Source organism: Bremerella cremea, from assembly GCF_039541315.1.
In the GTDB taxonomy this organism is placed as follows: domain Bacteria; phylum Planctomycetota; class Planctomycetia; order Pirellulales; family Pirellulaceae; genus Bremerella; species Bremerella cremea.
Map to the genome: position 1 here is coordinate 313,619 of NZ_BAABFZ010000002.1, position 24,551 is coordinate 338,169.

Consider the following 24,551-nt stretch of genomic DNA (forward strand, 5'->3'; position numbering starts at 1 on the left):
CCTATGTTGGTAACGCCGATGCAGACTTCAATGGTGCAAACCGAATATGGGCACCAACTTCGATGTTCAAATCTTCTGCAATCGCTTTGGCAATGCAAATTCCTTCGTCGAGTTCGGCAACCAGTCCGCCGCTGACCTGAAATGGGACGGTCGTGGTGGCGACTAGCATCGGAATTCCACCTGTTGGCGAATCCTCGATGGCGGTAATCGACGACACTTTGCTTTCCCGCACGATGCGGATCTGATCACGCACACAGTGCAGCACTGGGCCTGCCTCGAAGATGTCGACCTGATCTTCGTAGTGAAAGCCTTCGCTTTCCAATAATCGCCGCGCGGGAACTGTGTTGGTATGCACCTCGGCAACGGCGGCCTGGGCTTCCGGGGACAACAAATCGAGATAGACCGGATGGCGTGGAATCAGTTCCTCGATGAAATCTTTGTTGATCAAGCTGAGCATATCGGCATTCGGAAAATCGATGCCAAAGAAATGGGCGCCAAGAGCTTCCCAGAAGGGACTGTTCCCCTCTTGATCAACGACGCCACGCATCTCGGCGATGACTTCATGCTCGAACAGTTTCGGATACTGGGCCAGAAAGAGGAATCGCGACAATGATAAGACGCGCCCATTACCCCCACCGCGAAACTCAGGGTGCAGAAACAAGCTACCAATTTCCGTCGGACCATCGTGATTCTTAAGCAGATGCAGCACACGATGTTCATGACGGCTGCCAAGTGTCTTTGACTCCTGAATCTCGGTAGCTAAACGAAACGCGTAGAACGGTTTGAACCCGCCCACCTTCGAGACGATACCACAGGTCCCGACCACCTTCGCCAGCGAAACATCTTCCATGACGAACAAATAGAGCTGTCCTTGCGGGTCGGCGTCGTTCAGATCCGCGAACGCTTTGCTGCTTTGGCGGACCCGTTTCTCGAGCAACGCACGATCCTTCGGCAGGGTCGTCAGGCCATACAACGTATGCTGAGCCAGGTCGTACAACTGGTCGACATCGCGTTCTTCAACCGGTCGAATGAGCATGGTTTCTCCATCACAAACGCAGGTCGTTAGCTTGTTTCGCTTTCCAAAGGTAGCGAAACCATCACTTCTTCGACAATGTCACAAACCGCATCGATCTCTGCGTCGGTTAACGACAGAAACGGTGGCAGGAATCGGATGCGTGCCGGGCCCGCCCCCGCAACGAAGGCAATCACGCCCGCTTCGTACAGAGCATGTAGGACCCGTTTGGCGGCATCCGCGGAACCGTCCATCGGGGTGAACGCGATCATCCCACCAATCCCGAACGGGCCTGACAGCTTGCCCGGAGCTTTCAGTTCGATCCCTTCAAATCGGGCGACGAAACGCTGGTGAATCTCCGCGATCCGCCCCTCCTCGCCATAGAAGTGTCCGTCGGCCAGTTGTTGGATAACCCAGCGACCAGCAGCGATCGCTGTCGTCGAGGAGGTGAATGTCTGACTCAATAAACCAGGCTTCGGATTGAGCTCTGCCCGAAACAGCGTCGCGCAGATCTGCGACATCTTGCCGATCGTCACCATGTCGGCATAAGCATCGAGCTGTAGCATCTGGAAAGCAAACGGAGCGTAAGTTCGCCCGAACGTTTGGATCTCGTCAAAGAAGATCGGCACGCCTTGAGCCTTCAGCAGATCGCACAGCGCGACAAAGTATTCACGCGGAGCGCTGTAGTATCCCCCTTCTCCCTGGACGAGTTCCATAATGAAACCGCAGTGAGCATTGGGATAGCGCTGAAGATAAGTCTCGACTCGTTTCAACGTAGCCTTGGTGCTATGTTCCGGATGGGCCGCGTCGAAGAACGGCACGTAGTCTACGGCCACCGTGTCAGGCTGTCCGACGCGGTTTTTCGGTCGGTCGGTGACCTGACCGAGCAGATGGGAACGTCCGGCGAAAGCGTTATCAAACGCCAAGATTCGTGTCGAAGCCGTTCGGTGCTGAAATAACACCTTGAACGCATTCTCGTTCGCCATGGCACCGCTGCTCGATAGGAAACAGTGATCGAGTGACGCACCCTGACGATTGGCAAGCGTCACCAGATCGCGTGTTAACTGCAGCGACTCTTCATTCTGCTGCAAGTTACCCTGCATCACGGTGTCGGCGAGCATGGCTGGGACGAGTTGGGCCATCAATCGGGGATGGGCATGCCCCATCGCATGCACGCCGATCCCGGTGATCATATCGTACTTCACGCTGCCATCGGCCAGCTCAACTAGGGCACCACGCCCGGCTCCCGTTGCGAGATAGGGAAAGAAAAGCCCATTACCGCGAAGCGTTGCGAATTCATCCAGCGACTTCTGAAACGAGTCGGCGAATTCCGGCAACGGGCCGCGCGGCGCGAGTTCCGCCGAGTGATCTTCGAGCGCGGCTTGCAGCAAACGGGTTGCTTCCGCGACACGGGGATCCGAGAGAAGCCTTTGCGCTATCAACGGTTGAGAATCCATCGGGGCCTCCTTCGTGCATGATGAGGGTCTACTTCTATTCTACGCCGACTATTGCAGATCGGCTTGACGAAACCTTTCTGCCATGGTGACCAGCGTTAAAAACGTCAACTGCGAACGCTCGACCAGACTGTCTCGCAGCATGTACTCTTGGGGTGAATGAATGTTGCCACCCTGAACCCCCATCGTGTCGACATTGGGCACACCCAGGGCCGCCAGACGGTTGCCATCGCAGACCCCTCCGGTCGACTCCCAGGCCAGGTCCAAGCCAAGTGTCTTGCCACAAGATTGAACAGTCCGCAACAATTCTTCCTGCTCCGTTGTCATTGGTTTGGGTGGGGCGAAGAACCCGCCATGCAATGCCAGCGTGATTCCCTCGTCTGGGAAACGGATCAGCAGGGCGAGCTCCTCGGCAAATTGCCGTTCCACTTCCTCCGTCGGGTAACGAATGTTAAAGCGGACAACCGCCGTGTCCGGGACTACGTTGCTGGGGCCACCTCCGTCGATCTTCGCCACGTTGATCGTCGTTTCAGGCCAATGTCCGTTGAGGTCGTGCAGCGTTTGTGCCAACCTGGCTGCGGCGACAATTGCATTGCGGCCTTTCGAGAACTCGCGGCCTGCGTGGGCAGACTGACCACGCACAACGATCTCGAAATTGCCGGAACCCTTGCGTACTCCCACCAGATGTCCATTCGGCAGCGAAGGTTCGAACAGCAATCCAAAATCAGCGCCAATCGCATACTGCCGGAACAGCTCGGCCGATCCAGGCGAGCCGATTTCCTCGTCACAGTTCAGTACCACGCGCCAGCCCAAAAGATTGTTGCCGCTGGTGGCCACATACCGCTCGAACGCCTTTAACGCGGTCAGTAATACGACGACACCTCCCTTGGCGTCGGCAACGCCTGGGCCATGCATTTGGTCGGCTTCCACCCTTACCCTTTGGAAAAGCGAATCGGCCGGATAGACGGTATCCAGATGAATCGCCAGGATCGCCTGATGTGGCGAAGACGCGCGGCAGATGCCGATCAACCCTGGCGCAATAAGCTGTTCTTGCAGGTCGCCATGGGCATCGACCATGGTCCGTGGCGAAACGTTCTGGGTATGAACCTCTTCACAAATTCCGGCTAATTCTTCAAGAACGAGTTCGATTAACTGATATAGCCCGTTCAGGTTATGGGTGCCAGAATTGATAGCAGCCCATGTGGCGAGATTCGACTCCATGGCTGGCTGCTGATTTTGCAGCCAGGACAAAATGGGCTGAACTTCCGATTCCAGTGCCATGGCGTTCCTGCCGAAAAGACATTGATAGAGATTTGACGCGCCGCAAAACATTGTATGCCATAGAATGCTTTTGGACGTATTTCGATTTCCACCTGTCGCCCGACACCTCATTCATTCGGACAGGAGCCAGCAATGTCGGAAATTCGCGTTCTCGTTGTCGAAGACAATCCGATGCAGGCCAAGCTTATTGAAGAGCTTTTGGCCAGCGCCGGCGAGACCAGATTTCATACCCATACCGTTGATCGGCTCGAGACCGGTCTGAACTTTCTCGATGCCAATAAGGTCGAAGTCGTTCTGCTCGACCTGACGCTTCCTGACAGTGAAGGTTTAGCAACCTTTCTGCGGATGAATCATGCCGCCAATGGTATTCCTGTCGTCGTTCTAACTGGAAACGACGACGTTTCTATGGCGGCAAAAGCCGTGGAAGCAGGCGCCCAGGACTATCTAATCAAAGGCAAGATCGACGGCAATCGGCTGGCCCGCTCGCTACGTCTGGCCGTTAAACGAACCCATGCCGAGCAGCAAGAGTGGAACTCGCCGATGCTGCATCTGGCCCAGCAGCAATTTTTGAAGGCGGCTCAGATTATGAGCCTCGACGAAAATCTACGCGAACGGCTGCTCTTTCCGCAACGAACTCTGGTGGTCACGCTGCCCTTTCGCAAAGATAACTACACCCACGTCGAAACGGTCTTCGGCTACCGGGTGCAGCACCTGTTGACCATGGGACCGACTAAGGGTGGCATTCGCTATCATGAAGATGTCGGACTCGGGGAAGTGTCCGCCCTGGCGATGTGGATGAGCTGGAAATGTGCCCTGATGCGTCTTCCCTTCGGCGGCGCGAAAGGGGGCGTGCGAATCGACCCGACCGATCTAACCGGGCACGAACTGCAACGACTCACGCGTCGCTACACGATGGAAATCATCGAAATGATCGGCCCGGAAAAGGACATTCCGGCTCCCGATATGGGAACCAACGAACAGGTCATGGCCTGGTTGATGGACACCTACAGCCAGCAGATGGGTTATTCCGTTCCGACGATCGTCACCGGAAAGCCAGTTGCTCTGGGCGGATCGCTTGGTCGTCGTGAAGCGACTGGCCGTGGGCTTGTCTATGTCGTCGAAGAAGCCGCCAAGGTGATGGGCCTTTCGATGCAAGGGGCGACTGCGGTCGTCCAGGGGTTTGGTAACGTCGGTAGTAATACAGCCCGTCTGCTAGAAGAGCTGGGCGTGAAGGTGGTGGGTGTCAGCGATGTCTCGACCGGGCTTTATAACCCCAAGGGACTTTCGGTCACGGATCTGTTGAAATACGCGGAAGAGAACCGAGTGCTGAAAGGCTACCCACACGCCGACGAAGTCACCAACCACGAACTTTTAGAGCTGAAGTGCGATATTCTCGCCCCTTGTGCTTTGCAGAATCAGATCACCGAGCACAATGCCGAGAGGCTGCAGTGCAAGATGGTGGCCGAAGGTGCAAACGGCCCAACGACACTCGAAGCGGACGAAATCCTGAAAGAACGTGGCATCTTCGTGGTGCCGGACGTTCTGGGGAACGCCGGTGGTGTGACCGTTTCGTACTTTGAATGGGTCCAAGGAACCCAGAACTACATGTGGACCTTGGACGAGATTAACTCGCGGCTGAAGAAGATTCTGGTCGATGCCTTCCAGCGGACACTTTCCCGCAGTGAAGGCCAGAACGTCGACTTCCGTACCGCGGCATTGATCGAAGGAATCGAACGAGTCGCCGAAGCGAAGCTCAAGCGTGGTCTGTTCCCATAAGCGGAACAGGCCTATTGCTGGAGCTTCTTATCGGTGCTCTCGAAGATCTTGTCGGCACTCTTGGTGACGAATCCTTCAAACAATCCTCCGCTCGGCGTGGGATAACGCCGGGCGAACTCGTAATAGCAGCCTGGCACCTGGTGTGTGCCATCTTGAAACGGTACGTCCACTTTGGACGCCACCGTCGACGACTGCTCGAGGTAAACCTCTGGCGAACCTTTGATCGCGCCACCTGCCGTGTTCAACGCGAAGCCTTCAACGACAAGCAGGTCGTTAAGCTGTTCTAGCGAGTCAATTGTCTTCAGTTTGTTGACAAAGATCGTAAAGTGATTTGCACAGAAACCATGTGCGGCCATCCACGACGCGTACTCGCTCTTATCGCTGAGGGCCTGGTAATCCGCGTAGCTGACTTCCCACAGTCGCCCCGCGGTGCACAGCGGAGTGGGTAGATTAGCGGGGATCTGATCGAGTAGTTTGTCAATCGTTTCGCGAACGTCGGCCGGAAACTCGTCCAGCAGCAATTCACTAATGAAGATCTTCGGCAGGCCAGGGTCGGCGTGCTGATAGTGCTTGGCGAAGAGCTTCTTTTCCTCGAAGTGATACTCGCCACCTTCCTGGTAGCCCGCTTCCAGAAAAGGAACGGCTAGTTGGTCGACGCCAATTCGTGGGTCCTGGAATGTACGAAAGGCGACGTGGTCGTTTTCGATCACCTCGCCACGGGCCGTCAGAAGCTGATGAATTCGATCGGCCTGGGGATTGATTTCGCGATACTGATCCCATAGCTGACCGAGGAGCGATTCAATTTGCATGGACATGGGGAATCTCGACTTACGGTGCCAATAATCTGAATTCTACGGCGAGCCCTACGACAAGCCAACGCACGTCAGGCCAAATCAGATTTCGTCATCCTTGTTGGCGGTGTGTTCAAGATACCACTTCCCAGTGGTTCTATTCGAGCAATTTCCCAAACAGGCCAATCGGTGTCTCTGGCAGACAAAACTGGGAGAAGCAACGGTCGCGTGGCGTAATCCTCCCCAAAACAGCGGGGAAGAATCCTAGCGCATAAAAACAGGCGCCACCCCAGAAGGAGGCACCTGCATGCAAGGTGATTTGAAAACCAGCGAATTAAGAACGGCCTTCTTACTTGTCGGCGGCTTCGTTCTTTGCTTTGATCGCCTTAGGAATCAGACGCTGCGCGATCGCATCGGTCGCAGCCTGCAGGGCCGCTTTGCCTGCGATCTGTTCGTTTAAGTCGATGGCAACCGTCGTCTGACGATCGATCGCCAGCACCTTGCCGGTCTTGGCATCCAGGGCCTTGATTTCGACACGGGCCTTTACTGGGGCCAGATTGCCCACGCGAGATGTGAATTCGCTGAAGCCTTCCCCAACGAATACGATTTCGGCCGTCTTTGCCTCGGACGATTTGGCCTCAACCACTTCGCAGCCAATACCCTTTAGCAGGAACGAAAGCTCCGTTTCGCAGGCGGGATCGACCGAAGGACGACCGACGTGATGTTCGGTAATGGTCACCCTGGCAATAGGTAGCGTGGCTTCGCCCAGTTCCTTCTTGATCGAAGCGATACGATCGGTAGGTTCGACCGGGGGTGGAACCAGGTCTGCGGCGTTCTTTTCGATTTCCTTCACGATACTCGCGGCGAGTTCCTCTGCGATTGCATCAATTTCGCCATCGACGTCACCTTTGGCACTGCAACCAGCAACACGACTCGTTTCACTGCTAATGATCTTCGCCACCAGCACCAGCTTGTTGCCAGCCTGAATGACGCTGCCACTGATGATCAGCTTGGCACCAGTCAGCTGACCGACCTGAACGGCTTCCGCAGGATTGACCACTCCGGAAACAGTCAACTCTTGTTCCTGCAAAATCTTATGCATGTCTTCGCGGTCGACCAGGTACATGGTCGGGTCGGTCACCAGCGAGGCGAAGACCAGATCTGAGACCTGAGTCCCAAGCCCTTCGACATCCGCGCCTCGTTCATGAAACGGGAAGATGGCTGCCGGGTAAACGGCGTCTTCGGCCTGGATAGTGGTCGCCGAAATTGAAAGCCCGAGGACCAAAGTGAGGCCCAATACAAAATTGCGGATCATCAGCTATTACTCCGAGGAATTAGGGAGATGTTCAGGGGAAAGTTTTTCCAGAATGCTTGCGAACAGGAATCGCGCCGTAGGGGCCGACTCCCAGGTAGTTTCTAAATCGAGACAGCAGATCGTGCAGCTTCCGCCACTTTCAAAACTCGCTTGCCACCAGCACCATTCGCTGGTCCCTTCGACAACTTCGAGCTTTAACGCTCCTCGAACCGATGTCAGCTCGAGTCCGCTCGGCTGCTTCTCCTTGGCATCGGCGCGGTCGAACTGAGGGTCGAAGCGTTTATCTAGCTGCGATACCACCCGGCGGTTTTGAAAAGTAATCGTGCTTAATCCAGCCATGTCTTGGGTGGTCGGGTAATCGAGAGTCCCATCGCTGGGCGCCAGCACCACGATTTGCACGCCTCGCGCGGCCAACGTTAGCATGCTGCCGACGAGGGCTCGTTGTTTCTTCAGCGAGACGCCTTGGCCAACGACCAGAATGCCGCTTTCCAGGTTATCGAGGGTATTCGTATTGGTGATTCGGCTGAAAGGAATCTCGGCCGATTCGAATCGCTTGGCCGTCTTTCCTTCGGGATCGAACAGTTGGATGTCGAGCGACTTGAGCCACTCGCGCCGGGCAACGTACGGATCTTTCGGAAACAGGAAAACGGCCTGCTTGGAACGCGTCAGTTCGTTACCTGCAGCATCAACAATCACCGCCGTGAGTTCGGATTCAAGAATGGTGGGATTACGAACCTGAGGCAAACTAACGGTTAACTCGATGGTCGAGTTTTCCCCTGCGTTCAGTTGGAGAGATTCTTCGATTCGAGTCACCGTCCGCGAGCCAATCGCGTACTGCCAAAGAACCCTTCCAGCAAATGCCTTGGTTGCGTGGACTTGAAAACGAAGTGGGGCCGTTGTTTCGGCAAAGTGAGCTTGAACGCCAACCGGTTTGACAGAAACGGGGCCTGGAGCATCGTCCGCCGCGAAGAGAGTCGCTGTGGGAAACGCTGCTAAAACGAGCGCCGCGATCACGTAAGGATGTCCGAGCAATTGGTAACCATTCATGCTCTTTTACTCCCTGGGTTCCGGAGTTGTTCCGGGCCTTTCCAAAACAGACGTCAGTGAAACCAGTTCCATGGATCGCCGTTCGGGCATGATGGCTATTTCCTTTCCATCAGGCCGGAAGAGGAATCGGGTTGAAGAGGTGTAGTTCCCAAGGTCGGCAGCCTTCTTACCATTTGCCAAATCCCAAAGTTCGACCTTGTTGGCCTGCTGAAATTCGCCCCCAACGTGAGAACTCACGATATAGTTCAACGACCAACGACCATCGGGCGAGACCGCTAAGGATCGACCGATGACCGTCTCTTGCAGCACCTTCGTCGGCCCCCATTGGAAGCTCCAGGTGATCAAAGAGTTGGCGTCGTTGGGAACCATTCCGACGAGTTCGCCGCCAGGCAACACTCCAGCAACGGAGTAAAGCGACTCGATACTGCTTTCCTGAGTTCCATTCTCGACCGAGTAAAGCCGTGGCTCGTCGTTCCGTGTGCTGGTTAGTACATACTTTCCGTCGGGTGTGAATTCGACACGATCGAAACCCATATTGGGATTTTGGAACTTTGCTCGCACTGTACCGTCGGCGACATTCCAAATGAGGCCAACTCGATCGCGATTGATCGCCGCTACCCGGTCCCCTTGCCAAGAAAATGCGATTCCGGTGATTTCGTTCGACAGTCCGTCTAGCTCGGCAATCGGCTTCAAGCCATTTGTCTGCCACAAGACGATACGACCATCGCGATTTCCAGCAGCAAAATACTCGCCGTCGCGACTGAACGCTACTTGCACCATTCCCTGTGGGTCGTCAATTACATTGGCCTCAAGCTGCTTGGTCTGAGCATTCCACAGCTGGACGGAATTCGTTCCCCTGTCTCGCGCAGTGAGTATCCATTTACTGTCGGGAGAATAGGACAGCGATCGAATTCCGAATCGATCCTCCGTAAGCTTCTTATGGGAGTCAACGGGAAGCTGGGGGTAGTTCCGCGACTTCGACGGTGCCGAAGCTTCGACGGTGCCATGCAGCGCATTCGTCAACGAGACCCCAGAGCCATCGAAAAGCACTTGAAGCGTCCCTGACGGGCCCTCGATTTCGTTTGCCTGAACAACAGGACCAAACCGGTTGGTCATCAATAGTTTATTCAGTTGTAGCGAGCCCTGAACGAAGCGAACGGTAGGAGACTTGGGTGATATCCCCCAATGGTTCTGATAAAGCCATGGTACTTCGCCGAACGATTCCAGCGATTCATCCTGGAGGTTTCCACGCTGCCACTCCATGCCGATCACATGCACGTCACCGGTGCGGGGTTCTATGAGCACCTCTCCCTCTTTCACGTCGGCGATTACCGTAGTGACGTCGAATTCTGGATAGCCAATTCGTTGAAGTCCGAGTTGCCGGTACGTTGGCGGAAGAGGCCGCACGGCAAAGGTAGCACCCTGGTACATATCTTTGGTGGTTCGATTGCCGCCGACACCGTTGGTGTAGCGTGGTCCTGTGCTGACGGTCAGCTTTTCAGGATCGACCACCAGGGGATACAGGTTCACCTCATAGACCTGGCAATTCCTGGTAATCAGGACAGCCCCTTTGCCATCTTCGGAATGCAGCCAGCGAGAACCAGCGACACCGAAGGCGATATCGGTATCCGTAGGCGAAACATCCATTGTCTTGTTGTTGACGATACGCTTGGCTTCGTGAAAAACATTGACATGATGCTTTCCGTTTGGATCGAAATGAACATCGGCGATCCAGCTTCGGCCCGCGTATCCAGCAACGATGGCTTTGCCAGGGGCATATGGAGCCAGCGTAATCTCGGGCTGGATATAGAGATTGCTTGCTGCGATCTCGTCTCGAGCTATCAGCGGCAGGCCAGTTTCGTCCGTAATCGGAGAAGCCTCTGCCGTAAGTGGATCGATCACCCAGATCTGGCATTTCTGATTGTGCACACTGAAGCCAACCCAGATATAGCGGCCATCGTATCGCATCGACTGCAGGAAAGTATTTGGAGGGCAAGTGATGACTTCCTGCAATGGCTTGCCGGGCACTGCCAACAAGAAACTGCCTCCTGTGAAAAGAATGTCGCCACCTTCGGGAAGGGGACATGCCTCTGAGATGTTTCTTAATTCTCGTTGCGTACCATTCTGCGTGACGTACGTCTCTTCAAGTTTCCGGAATGAGAGCTTCGATTCGGCGTTAGGATCGGTATGCGTCTTGTGCTCTCGCTTATCGCCCGCCCCAGAAATGGCAACCAGCATCGAGTTCGCCTGAAGCTTTAGGTGTGCATTCGCTTTGGGAGCCTCTTTCAACCGCGTGAGAATATTTCTGCCTTCCCAGCTCTTGAGGATATCTTTCGTGTATCCCCGATGGAGAACCGCTTCCATCAGCGCCCGAAGGTCTGGTTCGTCTTGATGTTCCAGGATGAACTTGGCGCGTTCGATGTACTGGTGCGTCGGAGGCATTCCGGCGATGGCGAAATTCAACATCCAGGAACATCCGCGCCACTGTTTCGCGGCCGCATATCTCTGGACAAGTTGGCGTGCCAGCAGACGCCTTCGATTCTCGAACGCGAACTGTTCCTGGACGATTTGTTCTAATTCTGGCGTTCCATCATGCAGGAAGGCATACGCGGAAAAGGGCCTTCTTGACCGAAAGTGATCCCACAGCGGAGCAAGGTCTTGAAGCTCCGCCCGGTTGGCGAAGGTTTCGATGTGATCCCAATGACGCTGCAAAACTGGAGAAGCCGCTTTTTGGGCCGACAGGCTTCTCGGGTCCAAAGCTAACGCCAAGGCGCCTGCAATTTGCGGAAGGATTTCAATCAGTTTCAAGTGTAGGTGTTGCTGGTCGGGATCTATTAGCAAACTCGCCTCGAAGAGACTCGATGCTTCCGGAAGGTTCCCTAGACGAAGAAACTGCTCCGCTCGCTGGTTTAACAGTGCGACCTCTTCCGCGGTGTCGACCTTGATCGCGGCAATCCCTTGTGACTCTGCCAGGCGGGTGGCGATGCCGCGCAGAAACGACGGCACTTCGGATGGTGGCAGCGTTTGCTCAATCGTTTCGAGCTGCTTGGAGCCTTGTTCGACACGGACCAAGACCTGGACGGTGCGGTCGCTCCCCTTCCCTTCGTTCCGAAACGTTCCCAGCAAATAAATCGGCAGGCGTCGGCGAATTGAGTTTTGATCGGCCGATAGCTTCAGCTCGTTAGAGATCGCCTGGGCCTCTTCCAGTTCGACGACCACGGCGTTGGGCGAATCGAGAACGACCTGTTCCAGCAACTTGGCATACGTTGCCTTTAAATGGTCGTGCTCGTAGGTCAGATCATCGCTGACAAACGGTGGGATGGCGAATACGAGTTGTAGATCTTGCCGCGACTTGTCGATTCCCTGGGTAGCCAGCGTGGTGAGTAACTCGGCATCGACCGTTGGGTCGCTACCGATCGGCACCTGGCTTGACACGAGCCGAAGCCCAAATTTGGTTTCTGAAACGACCAGATCAAAGAATTGCTGGTTTCCTTCGGTATGCGTCTTCAGGATGATCAGGACATCAACGTTCAGCGACTGCCCCACCGAGACTCGCTGCTCGGCGGCAGTGGCCGAAAAGATCGATTGCAGTTCACGTTCGGCAACGACTTTTTGAATTTCATTTCGTTCTACCCAGCGACTATCCGGGAGCGAGAGCAAGTTGGCTTCGACAAGACCTCCGGCGGGAGTCTGGCCAACTTCAATCAAGGCGCAACGTGGCGGTTCCGATGGAAGTGTCGGCTCCTGAGCGTCCAGGGACGCTGAGGCCAGGGCGAACCATAGCATTCCAGCAAGTGAGAAGGTGAATCGCAAACGCCGCATAGTGCATCTCCCGGGCTGACACAATCAAGCCCGTTGATTTTTAAGATCACTGCCATCGATCCGAACACGGACAGCAGTCCCATGGCTACCAGGAAGACCCTCTTCGGGGGTGTCCTGCGATGTTACCATACGACGAGGAAAGGGTGTGCGATTTGTTGGTCCAAATCCTCAGAAAATTCACAGGTCGAAGCCAAGAAATAAAAAAGCGAGGTCCATGAATCGTTCACGGACCTCGCTCAGGGCAAAGGTACTTCCTTTTTAGTCAGGCGACTTAGAGTTCGCCGATGACCTGGCCGTCGTCTTTCGAGGCGATTCGATTGACCGACACGCCATCCATGTTTTCGGTGAAGAAGCGAACGCTGGCGTCGCTCAGGACGAACTGGGCACCGCCAGGATGGTGCGAGCCGAAACCGTACTGATTCGTACCATTAATCTTGTATTCGGCGCTCTGCGCTCCGCTGCTTGTGACACCACGCAATGTCTGGTGCGTCGCTACATTGCTGGAAGCACCGCCGGTCGTGACGCCAATCCAGACGGCGCCTAAGTACTTGATCAAATCGTCAGATGAGTTACGGGTACCATTCTTACCGAATGGCACTTCACCGATCATGACGGTGTTGGTCGTGCCGTCGGTGACGTCCCGAAACTTGGTGGCACTATTCGGTGAGAACATCCCGTTGCCGCCGTTGATGCAGCTTCCGGAGTAGTATCCACAGTCATCGTCAGGATAGTTGTACTGCGTGTTCAAGTCACCAAACACACCTTTGTAGGTCGACAGGCCGTGCGATGGTTCCGAGTCGGAATTCTTAAACTCCGGGTTCACGTCGCCGCCAGGCGCGCTGGGGCAACGATAGGTCGAGATCAGTCCCTGCGAGTATTCCAGAATCGCAGGGTCGTCAGACGTGAACTGATTCATCACGTTCAGTGCTTCGTAGCGATTGTTCTGCTCAATCTGTGGCAGAATCATCGCCCCCCACCCCCAGCCCGGCCCCGAGAAAGTCGAGTAACTGTAACTTCGACGGTAGAAGCCCGCCGGAAAACAACCGTAGGTGTCGTGATAGTTGTGCATCGCCAACCCCATCTGCTTGAGGTTGTTCTGGCATTGCGATCGACGTGCTGCTTCGCGTGCCTGCTGCACGGCTGGCAGAAGCAGCGCGATCAAGATGCCGATGATGGCGATCACCACCAGCAGTTCTACTAACGTGAAACCGGCTCGATTCGTCTTCGAGGCGAGTTGTCGTGTACCCATTACGTGTCCCTTATTGGCCGCCGCGATGTCATGGATGAAAACAGGATTTGGGGGCATGATGTGGGGGAGATTCGCGATTCGGCTTCTTAGAAGTTAAGAAAAATAGCGGGGCCCATATAAGGGAAGTTTGCGCAAAGGAATTACCTCTTTTGCGAGCTCCCCTTTACGCCACGTCTTTAAAACAAAATTACGCGACCATGGCCATACGATTGCGAGGGGGGCGCCTCACGATCCAGGCCAAGGTCGCGTAGGGTGGTTCAGCGTCGCAGGAGCGTTCTGCTTAGGGTTCCGCTAGTGAGTTATCGTCGAGGTAGTCGCCGCGTTTTGGTTTGCTCTTCAGATTGAACTCGAAGCTGTTATCGGCTCCTGCGTTCACCGAGACAACGGCGACGCCATTCTCAGCGTACATGGGCGAGAGCTTCACCGCCTTGCCAGACGACGTCTTGGTTTCGCTGGTCGAAACGATCTTCACCAGGAAGTCACCAGTCGCAACACCGGCACCTCGATCTCCAGTATTCAACTCGAACTCGCCATCGGCGTTGGTCGTGCCGAAGGCTCGCGGGCCGGTTTCCGAGTGAAACACAACATTCGCGTTCTCGATCGGATTGCCATCGAGTTGCACGACCCCTTTCGCAGGGAGCATGTCGTAGGAAGGTGTTTCCGAGCAGCCGGTGAGACTACCCACGATCATCATTAAAACAATGCCGGGTACAGTTGCAACTGCGAAGTAGTGCTTTGCCATTGGTCAACCGAAGAAGGTACGAATATCGTGCTGGCGTATGATTGCAAAACCGTCTTGTAAAAGAAGGCACTCACAACCTTAGAAACCATGGCAGATTGCCCCTAGGGACCTTCGCGCAAAATGATTAACGGATTTTGCAACTAAGATCGCGTGATACGGCAAACGCCCGCAAAGCTTGCCAGAAGAAGGCTCTGCGGGATGGTTCGCACACCCTAACTAGCGTTATCCAGCAGGTCTTGCGGGTGATTACGACGGAACTCGCCTGGTGTCATGCCAGTCATCCGTTTGAAGAATCGCAGCATGGCGTTCTCGCAACTGAAACCAGCCTGCTGACTGATCTCGGCCAGGGTTTGGCCCGTCTGACGAAGATGTGCCTTCAAGACATTCAGGCGCGTCATCCGAATCTCTTCCGCTGGCGATCGCTTGAGCACTTTTCGGAAGCGTTCTTCGAGCGAACGACGAGAGACATCGAGATGTCGAGTGAGATCAGAAACGGTGATCGCAATGTCGCTATTACGTTGAATGAACTGAACGGCCTGACGCACAAGGGCATCGCTGGCAAAGACCGTATTGGTCGAGGCCTTTTCCACGATCCCTTCCGGTGCGATCAAAATCGGATCGTCGCTCGGTTCTCCTCCGCCGATGATACGTTGCAGTTCTTTGGCTGCTTCGTAGCCGACCTGTTCCACGCGTTGTTCGATGTACGAGATTGGGATCGGCGACAGCTTTGACACAAGTGGATCATCTTCCACGGCCAGAATTGCAACGTCGTTCGGGACGTTAATTCCTTCCGCACCACAGGTCAAAATGATCTCGCGAGCCTGGATCGTATTCCATGCCACGATGCCAACGGGCTTCGGCAGCGAACGGACCCATTCGACGAGGCGTGTTCGCTGGAAGTCGAAGTCAGGCTGAGGTGCCGCCGGATCGGGCGCGAACTGATAGGTTCGGCAGCCAGCACCTTCCGCCGATTTGACCACTTCCGGCAAGACCTGATCCTGATAACTGTAGCACAGCGGTGGACCGATATAGCCAATGTTTTCAAAGCCACGCTGAACGAAGAACTCGCCCGCGATCTTTCCACCGCCGGATGGATCCGCAATCACTTTTGGAAAGCGCCGACTGTGCACGCCATGCCACGAGACATTGATCGTCGGCAACTGATGCTGAGCGATCGATTGGCGAAGCGATTCGTTCGAGATTCGCGAAATGACTCCGTGACCGCGCCAGTCGTCTGGCAGCGTCGGAGGAGCCCCGATGCCACGGGGATGCATCCAAAAATCCCAGTTTCCATGCTCCAAGGCATAGCGAGCAACGCCATCGAGAATGGATCGGCTCCAATGACTCTCGTTTAGAATCAATAAAGCGATGCGGAGTCGGTCAGGATAAGCTGGAATGCGCTGGATCATCAATGAGCCGCCTTCAAGCTGTGCGGAGGTGGGGTTCGTCTTCTTAGCAAAACTAATTGCTCGTTCTGTCTGAGTCGAACATGAAATGCAATTCGCGGGCCAACTTTATTTCTCGCGGGTATCACGCGATTCCATAAGAGAGTGAATCGGTCAATTCGGTGTGTTTCTTCGGGCAAGCCGCAAAAATCGAATATTGGTATGCGCAGAAGAACATTGTTCCACCTTCGGATCTTGGGCATATTTCCTGATACGAAAGCAGACTGTGCCCATTAATCAGGCACAAGTTGATTCTTTTTTGTCAGAGAACTGAACCATTTACGCGGTTCTACGCCAAAACAAGGAGTGTCAATGAAGCCCCAATTTCTGCGAAAAGCCTACCCCTCGATGTGGCTTCTGTTTGCGGTGGCTTTGCTCGCCGCCGATGCGAAGGCCTGCACCACCGCAGTGATCAGCGGCAAGGTGACTGCCGACGGTCGACCTCTGCTATGGAAGAATCGCGACACGAGCACTGGTCTTCATAACGAAGTCGCAGTGATCACGGGTGGCAAGTACAAGGCCGTTGCCGTGGTGAACGCCGGACAGCGATCGACTGTTTGGATGGGTGTCAACGAAGCAGGCTTCTGCATCGAGAACTCGCTAAGCCGCGACCTCGCCATCAAGGAAGACACCTCTGGCCCAGGCAACGGCTCGCTGATGCGAATGGCCCTGCAAACGTGTGCCACGGTCGATGACTTCCGACGCTTGTTGGAAGAGACCAACGTCTCGGGACGTTCCACGATTGCGAACTTCGGTGTGATCGATGCCCATGGAGGCGCCGTTCTCTTCGAGACCGGTCCGAAGACGTACAAGTTGTTCGACGCGAACGATCCCGTGGTGGCTCCGGATGGCTATGTTGTCCGATCGAATTTCTCGACCACTGCTCAGCAGTTGGAAGCGAATCCGACTCGAAAAGAACTCGACAAGATCTACTCAGCTGAGCGCTACCTGCGGGCTCGCGACATTCTGGACTTGTGTGCATCCGACAAGATCGATCTGCAAGAAGTGGTTCGCCAATGCTGCCGTGATATGAGTGACGATTCAGGCAAAGCGTATGCCGGCACCATCAACGGTCCCGCTGGTGAACTGCCGGAGTCGATCGCGACGACAAGTACCATCAGTCGCACGACCACCGTTTCGGCTGTGGTATTTCATGGAGTAAAGCGAGGCGAAAACCCCAAGTTGACCACCATGTGGACCATGCTGGGTGATCCGAAGTTTTCGATCGCCGTTCCAGTCTTCCCGATTGGCCACGTCGCCGATCCATTGGAAGACGAAAAGGGTGGCGAAATTGGCGAGATCGCTATTTCACTTCGCGACTGGCGCCTGACGCCTGATCGAGATGGTGTCTTCACCAGTGGCCTGGCCGGCATGTGGAAAGATATGTGGAGCACCGAGGACCATCTGATTTCGGTCACGCTCGAAGCGAAAGAACGTTGGGCCAAAGAAGGCATCAAAGTGGGCGATGTAAAAGTGTTGCAAACCAAAGCAGCCGAGCACGCCATGAAGGCGATGCAGCAGGAACTTATCGACGAGAAGAACGCAGCCTTGCAGCTCACCGCGCCTGCTCCTCCAGAATTCGGCACGCCACTGGCAACTTCGGCGGCCAACTAGTCTGCCCGTTGTCAGCCAACCACATCCCCAAATCAAGACCGTAACCTCCGAGAACCGATATGAAGGCCTTCCAACCTCTCCCTCCAACTCGTTTGTTCGTCCAACGCTTTGTCAGCGGTCTCTTCCTGACGCTACTCGCCGCGTTGCCAGCGATGGCAGAAACCAACTCCGGCGGTGCCTCCCCTTCCCTGGTTCGTGTCGCGATCTACGATCACAGTGGCGGATCGGCAGCGGGACCGAAGAACCTGCAAACGTTCCTCGTGCCTAAGAACGGTTTCGAATCGAAGGTCGTGACACCTCAACAAATTCGCGACGGTGTTTTGGACGAATTTGACGTGCTGATTATGCCAGGCGGCTCGGGCAGTGCCCAGGCGAAGAACCTGGAAGACGAGGGCCGCGAGATCATTCGCAAATATGTCGACAACGGTGGCGGCTACGTTGGCATTTGTGCTGGGTCGTATCTCGCCTCGTCACACTACAGTTGGTCGCTCGGCCTGATCAACGCCAAGGTGTGGGACCGTTCGCACTGGGCGCGGGGCACCGGTACCGTCTCGCTCGAGCTTTCGTCGACCGGCAGTGACCTGTTAAAGTCGGACAAAGACTCGGTGCCATGCTATTACGGCCAAGGCCCGTTGCTGGTTCCGAACAACGATCCATCGCTGCCTGGTTACGAAGTACTCGCAACCTACGGAACTGAGATCGCCGAGAAAGGTGCTCCTGAAGGAGCGATGACCGGCACGCACGCGATCGTGCGATCGATGTTTGGTGCTGGCCGAGTCATTTGTTACAGCCCACATCCTGAAAAGACCGGTGGCCCGAACTCGATCATGGCCGAAGGGGTTCGCTGGGCAGGCACCGGTAAAGCGAAATAGTCTTCCACCAAAGATATCTCGCGAACAGCAAACAGACCCAGGACGACAATTCCGGTAGATAGGATTTCGAGCTTGATTTTCCCCCAATCAGAAGCGCTACGTTTGCTCGATCGGATCGCCGACCTGGTCTTGCCATGTCCACCTGCGGAAGCGGTGGAACATCTCTATCCCTGGGATGCCGAGCTGCTGTTTCCAGCCGCTGGTACGCAGATCACCTTGGTTGGCTACGGTAGCTTGATGAACCGGAAGTCCGCCTTGCGAACGTTCTCGACCGAAACGGTTCGCGATGCCCGACCTGCCGTCGTGCTGGGAGCCCGTCGAATCTATGAATACGTGATGAGTCCACAAGGACGTCGTGTTTACGGCCCCAGTAAATGCCAGCACAGCTTCGGCGTTCTCAACGCTCGCCCGAGCAATCATAGCGAAGACTGGTTCAATGGAATGGCCTTTTCACTTCGCATGGAAGACATGCAAAAGTTGGTCAGCCGCGAGTACGCGTACGACCTGGTTCCCGCCTGGTCAATTCCCTGGGATGAACTGGACGCGGCGCCTCGGTTGACCTACTTTCTCTCTTGCCGCCAGCCTAACTTCGACGGCCGAAAGACCATCGACCCAGAACTGTTGCCGCATCCAACATACCACGCCCTCTGCGAAGAAGGCTGCCGAGAAATCTCCCCCGGCTTCCTCGAAGCCTTCCGCTCGAGCACCTGGGTCCGCAATGCCCGCTATAGCGACTCTCGAGAACTGATAGAAAGCGATCAGGACGGCCGCAACTAGGCGACTTTAGCGAGTAATTCCTCGAAGATCTTGCGGGGACGCATTCATTCGGCGGCAGTTGCCTGTCAGGCTCCGGTCACCCAGGAGGCACTCCTTTGGAAAGTGCTTGTTTCTCCATTTTTCTCTTCGAGTTCGGCGATCTGCTTCGGTATGTTGAAAGAAGGCGGCGTGGACCTGCTTGCGGTTCGGACTATCTCCTTCTCGCCTCTGCTCAATCATCCCTCCTGGAGCTGTCGCATGATTTCTTTCGTTCGATCTCGTCTCGCTCTGTGCTTTTCGCTTCTTTTCATTCTATTTCTGACGTTACCTTCGTCCGCCCAGGAAGCTGTGAGTTCGCCTCCAGCCGCTGATGCTGCCGCGGTCGACAGGAACAGGCCCGTTCAGGTTTACATCTTGCTGGGGCAATCGAATATGGTCGGCGCCGGAAAAATTGGTCCCGTCGACAAAGATGGCACTCTGGAGCATGCCGTGAAGCAGAAAGGAAAGTACCCCTACCTTGTCGATGCTCAGGGAAATTGGAGCCAGCGAACCGACGTTCGTAATGTGCGTGTCATGGGAAGTGGCACAGGCCCTGCGAAGCTATTCAACAACGAGTGGATGACCGTCAAAGGACGTTCTATCGGGCCGGAGCTCGGCATCGGTCATGCCCTGGGCGATGCGACCGATGCCCCGGTTTTAATTTTGAAGAGCTGCATTGGCAACCGTTCGCTCGGCTGGGACTTATTACCACCGGGCAGCGAAGGCTACGAGTTCGAGGACAAGGGCAAAACTTGGGTTTATGCAGGCTATAAGCAGTCGCCGATGCGATGGGAGAAAGGCACCCAGCCGCAGCCCATCACCTGGTACGCCGGCATGCAGTACGACGGTGACATCGCGAATGCCAAGCAAGTCCTAAGCGAACTAGAGAAGTATTACCCCGACGCCACGAGCTACGAGATTGCCGGGTTCTTCTTTTGGCAAGGAGACAAAGACCGCTACGACGCAGGACTCGCCAGTCACTACGAAGCGAATCTGGTCCGATTTATTCAGCAACTTCGCCAAGACTTCGACGCCCCTCAAGCCAAGTTCGTCTGTGCGACCCTCGGCCAGACCGAACAGGGAGCCACCGGCAACGAAGGTCCGATCCTTAATGCCCAACTATCGGTCGACGGACGAAGCGGCAAATACCTCCAGTTCCAAGGCAACGTCGCCACCGTCTACACTCACCCCATCAGCCACGGCGGAGCATCGAACGGCCACTACGGAGGCAACGCCGAGACGTACATGGACGTCGGCGAAGCCATGGGCAAAGCGATGGTGGAACTAAATCGCCGGTGAGGTGGGCAATTGGCAGAGTGGATGAAGATCTCCATGAACTTATCATGCGGATTCACTTCTGCCTCACGATGAACAACGCTCTGAGATAAGTTTCGAGGCGATGCGAATTTTTGACCCTGCCCTGAAGAATGGAAGCCTCAGGGACCGAAACCTGCGGACCGATTTCATTCCGCAAATATCTGATGGCTTAAAAACTGCAATGAAAAAAGACTTACGACCTAATTAAACGGCGTAAGTCTCTCCAGCAAAAAAAGTATCCCCGGCGGGGTTCGAACCTGCAACCTTCGGCTTCGGAGGCCGACTGTGTTGTCTGTGAGATGTGGATATTACTGGCTTTGTGTCACAGACCGAAAACTTGCGCACATGCTGCGCATAAATGGGCGTTTTGCTCGCTCAGGTCAACCGTGCGAATAGACCCGATTGTTCAGATTGACACAGCGCAGATCCCAATCAAGAAAGTTCTCCACTGTCAACTCGATGAACATTAGACGCTGCGTTATTATTACAATTCCATTCACACAAATCTGCTTTCTCAACGTACGGACCGCCCATGGATTCCCAGGTTTTTGAGCAGCTGCTCTTCGAAGATGAGAGCGCAACTCTTGATTTCAAGCAAGGGCCGTACCAATACGCAGGAGCTACCGATGAGGTCAAGTCTGAGATCCTCAAAGACATCCTTGGATTTGCGAACGGATGGAGACGGTCGGAAGCCTACATATTGATTGGCGTCAAAGAAGTTCGCGGTGGACGTAGTATTGTTGTGGGCACAGAAGATCACCCCCAAGAAAACGACTTGCAGCAGTTTATCAACAGCAAGACGAACAGGCCTATACAGTTCTCGTATGAGGTCTACCCGTTTGAGGGACAATCCATAGGGATCATTCGGATAGAGCTTCAACCGCGACCGTTCTACTTATTGCAGAACTACGGGAAACTCCAAAAAGAAAAAGTATATGTCCGCCGTGGTAGCTCAACAGACCCTACAAGGCCGGCTTCACTTGACGAAATCTCGCAAATGGGATCTGCCACAAGTGCCCATTCGTTAGAACCGAAGCTAAGCGTTGAATTTGCCCGTAATGACTCTGACATTTCACTCGGCAGAAGGACTTCATTGTCTGCGGAGTGGTGTGACCTGCCAGAATCGAAGGACATTCCTTTGCTAGAATATCGCCCCTCATCTGGTAATAGCCAATATTCATTCGATGTTGACAAGATAAAGGAACTCTTAGGGGATGCTACGCTCAACAAGAACTATTACAGACAGTTGGCCGACTATGAATTCGCACATCGACTGTTTAGGTCGATTCGAATCGTGATTTCAAATACTGGGCCAGTCGCCGCAATGGACGTTCGCGTTGAGATGGAATTACGTATCGGTGATGGAGTGGGAATTTATGAGTCAACAGCGTTGCCTGAACTTCCAAAAAGACACCAATCACGTTACGACGCGGTTTCGATGGTCGCACGTAATATCCGCCCACTCGCTCCGTCATCACCTGGAGATGTCGGCATTGTGACCAATAGCGAGCGGTTTAAGTTTGTTATGCAGTGCGGAAATATCCAGCCTGGTCGTAAGATTTTCTCGGAAGCGTTTCTCGTTGGCGTCCGCGACTCTGGAACCACGCTGCTCCCATGTAAAGTGTTTGCTGAGAACCTGCGTAGTCCAGATGTTTTCAGCATTCTGATCGATGCAGAGATAACTAAGACAACTCTGTCCGTCGACGATCTAACTGCATTGGCTGATAGCATGTGACGCGAGTGAACTCTGAATACTCGACAATTTTGAGTTAGGCCATCTTTCGTCGCTCATCGTCAATGTTGATAACACTCCGCTTCTCCGGCTCAGTAACTGTGGCAAAGGGTAGCGAAGCTACTGCAGCTCGCTTCGACTCACTTCGAGCGCGGTTGTAGACCTTCATCGTCATATCGAGAGTCGAGTGCCCTAGGATCAGGATCTCTTGCACGGCCTTGGGAGTACCGCCGTTTTCAAGTGTCAGCGTGGCGAAAGATACCCGCAAGCCATGAACGTCGACGCCCTCCCCATTTGTGACTCGAACTACTGACAGTTCAGTTAACAGGTGTATTTTTTGCGGGCCAGAAGGAGCACAACAGGCTGGTTCCGGTCGTAGGGTGAAGACGTGAATTCGGCAGATGGGCAATAAAGGAATTGCCAGTGAATTCTTCTACGTCAGTCGTTATGGAATACGCTAAGGCTCTCGAAACTGGGCGACCTGCTTTCTAATTACCGTAATTAAATTTAGATCCGTTTTGATTTCTGACGGGGATCCAGTGAAATAACTTCCCGGCCCTACTACAAGGCTCTTGAAGCATCTGCCTTATTTCACTTTGTGGAAAGCGACATTCGTAGTCGCTGCAGGATGTTAATTCGGTATTTGTGTCTCCGGGGTCTTGGGCACATGGTGCGCGCAAACGGGGACCAAAACAGACTAAAACAGGCCGTTTGAAGAGGTGTAAGGCGCGATCCAACCGCGGAAAGAAAAAGGCGCACCTCTTTGCCTAGTCACGGCTTAACAACAGTATCCCCGGCGGGGTTCGAACCTGCAACCTTCGGCTTCGGAGGCCGACACTCTATCCAATTGAGCTACGGGGACTTGGGTTTTTTCAATATTAGGGGGCAGGTCTAGCGGTTGTCAACGAGCGAGGGGATGGAAGTTAAAAACTGGTAAGGAGTACGGTCAAATCCTCGGGTTCGGTACGAATTCGTGGGAGATCGCTTGTACTTTCGCGGCGAAGCCGAAACAATCGTGCGTGCCAGGGTTTAACGATGGAGTTGGAGTTCGCGATGATTATTCGCAAAGAGTACAAGTTTTACGCCGCTCACCGGAATGAAGAGTTGCAGGATAAATGCCGTAACCTGCACGGGCATCGCTACGGAATTGTCTGCCATTTCGAGGTGCAGCGGACCGGTTCGTACTCGACGCTGTTCTCCGACTTCGACGAAAAAATCGGCCCGTTTCTCAAAGAGCACTACGACCACGGGATGTTGATCAACGTCCACGATCCGCTGTATGCCACCCTGAAGCAGCATATGGAAGTCCACGGCGAGGATTTCAAACTGCGTGAATTTCAGGGGCCAACCTCCGTGGAAAATCTGGCTTACCAGCTGTTCACGGATATCACCGAGATGGGTTTTGAACTGGTCCGGCTGGATGTCCAGGAAACCGATACCTCGGTGATTACCTACGATCGCGAAGATTGGGCCCGGGACCAGAAAGCCCAGATATTTTCGAGCGTTCCGACCGCTGATACCGCCCACTAGGACTGCTGGCACGCGAAAATGTTCGTCGCTTTTTGCTCAAAAAAGAGCTAAGATAGAACTTCGAGAGCGTACTTTTTCGCGCGTGACTTCTCCTGGAAAGAGAGCCGGTGGCGCTTACTTATTTCAAACGATTCCGCATGGAGATCTCACTGGAAGATCTCCCCGAAGAACCGCCGTTACCGGTCGGATATCGGCTGGTGCCATGGTCGGCCGAGATTCTCAAGCGGCACGCAGAGGTGAAGTTCCAGAGCTTTCGGTTCGAGGTCGATGCCAACGTCTTTCCCTGTCTGGGGGATGCGGAGGGCTGCTTCCGCCTGATGCGCGAGATTTCGATGCGGGATGGCTTTCTGCCAGCGGCGACCTGGATGGTAGAGTTTGATGATCCGCAATTGGGTGACTGGCGGCCCATCGCCACCATTCAAGGTGTTCGAGATCGTGAGGGAAACGGCTCGATTCAGAATCTGGGCGTGATCCCCGGCTTTCGTGGGATGGGAATCGGTGCGGTACTGCTAATACGGGCACTCCAGGGTTTCCGCGACCACGAGATGCCCAAGGCTTCGCTTGAAGTCACTTCGCAGAACCTGGGTGCAATTCGGCTCTATCAGCGGCTTGGATTTCGGATCGCCTCTACCGTTTATAAAGCGGTGGAAATGGGCGCCGTCCAAACCACCACCCAGGCCTAACCAGTCAGACTGGGTCTTGTAGGGAAATGTTCCGGCCGTTTTAATCGGGGATTGGCCCTTCGAGGTAACTCCTT

General features: G+C 54.6%; 18 protein-coding genes and 1 tRNA gene. 8 read left to right on the forward strand and 11 right to left on the reverse strand.

Annotated features, from left to right (window positions below; translation table 11 throughout):
• Nucleotide 1 precedes the first annotated feature (1 nt).
• The 3 genes from ABD890_RS01930 to ABD890_RS01940 are packed head-to-tail and all read right to left on the reverse strand — an operon-like array spanning nt 2 to nt 3,747.
• The gene (locus tag ABD890_RS01930; RefSeq protein ID WP_345085162.1) at nt 2–1,036 is read right to left on the reverse strand and encodes an arginine N-succinyltransferase; all 1,035 of its coding nucleotides are present in this window, start codon (nt 1,034–1,036) and stop codon (nt 2–4) included.
• Between the two features lie 26 nt (nt 1,037–1,062).
• The gene (locus tag ABD890_RS01935) at nt 1,063–2,469 is read right to left on the reverse strand and encodes an aminotransferase class III-fold pyridoxal phosphate-dependent enzyme (RefSeq protein WP_345085165.1); all 1,407 of its coding nucleotides are present in this window, start codon (nt 2,467–2,469) and stop codon (nt 1,063–1,065) included.
• Between the two features lie 48 nt (nt 2,470–2,517).
• Nucleotides 2,518–3,747: a hydrolase gene (locus ABD890_RS01940; protein WP_345085168.1), complete on the reverse strand. Its 1,230-nt coding sequence runs from the start codon at nt 3,745–3,747 to the stop codon at nt 2,518–2,520.
• A gap of 132 nt (nt 3,748–3,879) precedes the next feature.
• On the opposite strand from ABD890_RS01940, the gene ABD890_RS01945 reads away from it, so the two are divergent.
• Entirely contained in the window at nt 3,880–5,523 is a 1,644-nt protein-coding gene (locus ABD890_RS01945; RefSeq protein WP_345085171.1) for a Glu/Leu/Phe/Val dehydrogenase dimerization domain-containing protein, read from the forward strand.
• Between the two features lie 11 nt (nt 5,524–5,534).
• Here the strand turns inward: ABD890_RS01945 and ABD890_RS01950 are convergent, their stop codons facing one another.
• From ABD890_RS01950 to ABD890_RS01980, 7 genes are all read right to left on the reverse strand, one after another.
• Nucleotides 5,535–6,338: a DUF1338 domain-containing protein gene (locus ABD890_RS01950; protein WP_345085173.1), complete on the reverse strand. Its 804-nt coding sequence runs from the start codon at nt 6,336–6,338 to the stop codon at nt 5,535–5,537.
• Nucleotides 6,339–6,663: 325 nt separating this feature from the next.
• Entirely contained in the window at nt 6,664–7,629 is a 966-nt protein-coding gene (locus tag ABD890_RS01955) for a CsgG/HfaB family protein (RefSeq protein ID WP_345085175.1), read from the reverse strand.
• Between the two features lie 6 nt (nt 7,630–7,635).
• Nucleotides 7,636–8,676, reverse strand: coding sequence for a hypothetical protein (locus ABD890_RS01960; RefSeq protein ID WP_345085177.1), 1,041 nt, complete (start codon nt 8,674–8,676; stop codon nt 7,636–7,638).
• Nucleotides 8,677–8,682: 6 nt separating this feature from the next.
• Nucleotides 8,683–12,498, reverse strand: a complete 3,816-nt coding sequence (locus ABD890_RS01965) for a WD40 repeat domain-containing protein (protein WP_345085179.1) — start codon at nt 12,496–12,498, stop codon at nt 8,683–8,685.
• A gap of 271 nt (nt 12,499–12,769) precedes the next feature.
• Nucleotides 12,770–13,747, reverse strand: a complete 978-nt coding sequence (locus ABD890_RS01970) for a DUF1559 domain-containing protein (protein ID WP_345085181.1) — start codon at nt 13,745–13,747, stop codon at nt 12,770–12,772.
• Between the two features lie 280 nt (nt 13,748–14,027).
• Nucleotides 14,028–14,441: a carboxypeptidase-like regulatory domain-containing protein gene (locus tag ABD890_RS01975; RefSeq protein WP_345085183.1), complete on the reverse strand. Its 414-nt coding sequence runs from the start codon at nt 14,439–14,441 to the stop codon at nt 14,028–14,030.
• 260 nt (nt 14,442–14,701) lie between these two features.
• On the reverse strand, nt 14,702–15,898 hold the full coding sequence (locus ABD890_RS01980; protein ID WP_345085185.1) for a XylR family transcriptional regulator: 1,197 nt from the start codon (nt 15,896–15,898) through the stop codon (nt 14,702–14,704).
• A 348-nt stretch (nt 15,899–16,246) separates the two neighbouring features.
• Here ABD890_RS01980 and ABD890_RS01985 point away from each other — a divergent pair, with 348 nt between their 5' ends.
• The 5 genes from ABD890_RS01985 to ABD890_RS02005 all read left to right on the forward strand — a co-directional run bounded on the left by ABD890_RS01985 (nt 16,247) and on the right by ABD890_RS02005 (nt 22,267).
• Nucleotides 16,247–17,548, forward strand: coding sequence for a carcinine hydrolase/isopenicillin-N N-acyltransferase family protein (locus ABD890_RS01985; protein ID WP_345085187.1), 1,302 nt, complete (start codon nt 16,247–16,249; stop codon nt 17,546–17,548).
• Between the two features lie 59 nt (nt 17,549–17,607).
• Nucleotides 17,608–18,420 carry a BPL-N domain-containing protein gene (locus tag ABD890_RS01990; RefSeq protein WP_345085189.1) on the forward strand — a complete coding sequence of 271 codons (813 nt, stop codon included), beginning with the start codon at nt 17,608–17,610 and terminating at the stop codon, nt 18,418–18,420.
• Nucleotides 18,421–18,492: 72 nt separating this feature from the next.
• Nucleotides 18,493–19,197: a hypothetical protein gene (locus ABD890_RS01995; protein WP_345085191.1), complete on the forward strand. Its 705-nt coding sequence runs from the start codon at nt 18,493–18,495 to the stop codon at nt 19,195–19,197.
• Between the two features lie 327 nt (nt 19,198–19,524).
• A complete protein-coding gene (locus ABD890_RS02000) occupies nt 19,525–20,514 on the forward strand; it encodes a sialate O-acetylesterase (RefSeq protein WP_345085193.1) in 990 nt (329 codons plus the stop codon).
• 550 nt (nt 20,515–21,064) lie between these two features.
• A complete protein-coding gene (locus tag ABD890_RS02005; RefSeq protein ID WP_345085195.1) occupies nt 21,065–22,267 on the forward strand; it encodes an AlbA family DNA-binding domain-containing protein in 1,203 nt (400 codons plus the stop codon).
• A 785-nt stretch (nt 22,268–23,052) separates the two neighbouring features.
• On the opposite strand, the gene ABD890_RS02010 is transcribed toward ABD890_RS02005, so the two are convergent.
• Nucleotides 23,053–23,126, reverse strand: a tRNA-Arg gene (locus ABD890_RS02010).
• A 191-nt stretch (nt 23,127–23,317) separates the two neighbouring features.
• Between ABD890_RS02010 and ABD890_RS02015 the strand changes: the two genes are divergently transcribed.
• Nucleotides 23,318–23,794, forward strand: a complete 477-nt coding sequence (locus tag ABD890_RS02015; RefSeq protein ID WP_345085197.1) for a 6-pyruvoyl trahydropterin synthase family protein — start codon at nt 23,318–23,320, stop codon at nt 23,792–23,794.
• A 137-nt stretch (nt 23,795–23,931) separates the two neighbouring features.
• Nucleotides 23,932–24,477 carry a GNAT family N-acetyltransferase gene (locus tag ABD890_RS02020; protein WP_345085199.1) on the forward strand — a complete coding sequence of 182 codons (546 nt, stop codon included), beginning with the start codon at nt 23,932–23,934 and terminating at the stop codon, nt 24,475–24,477.
• The last annotated feature ends 74 nt before the right edge of the window (nt 24,478–24,551 follow it).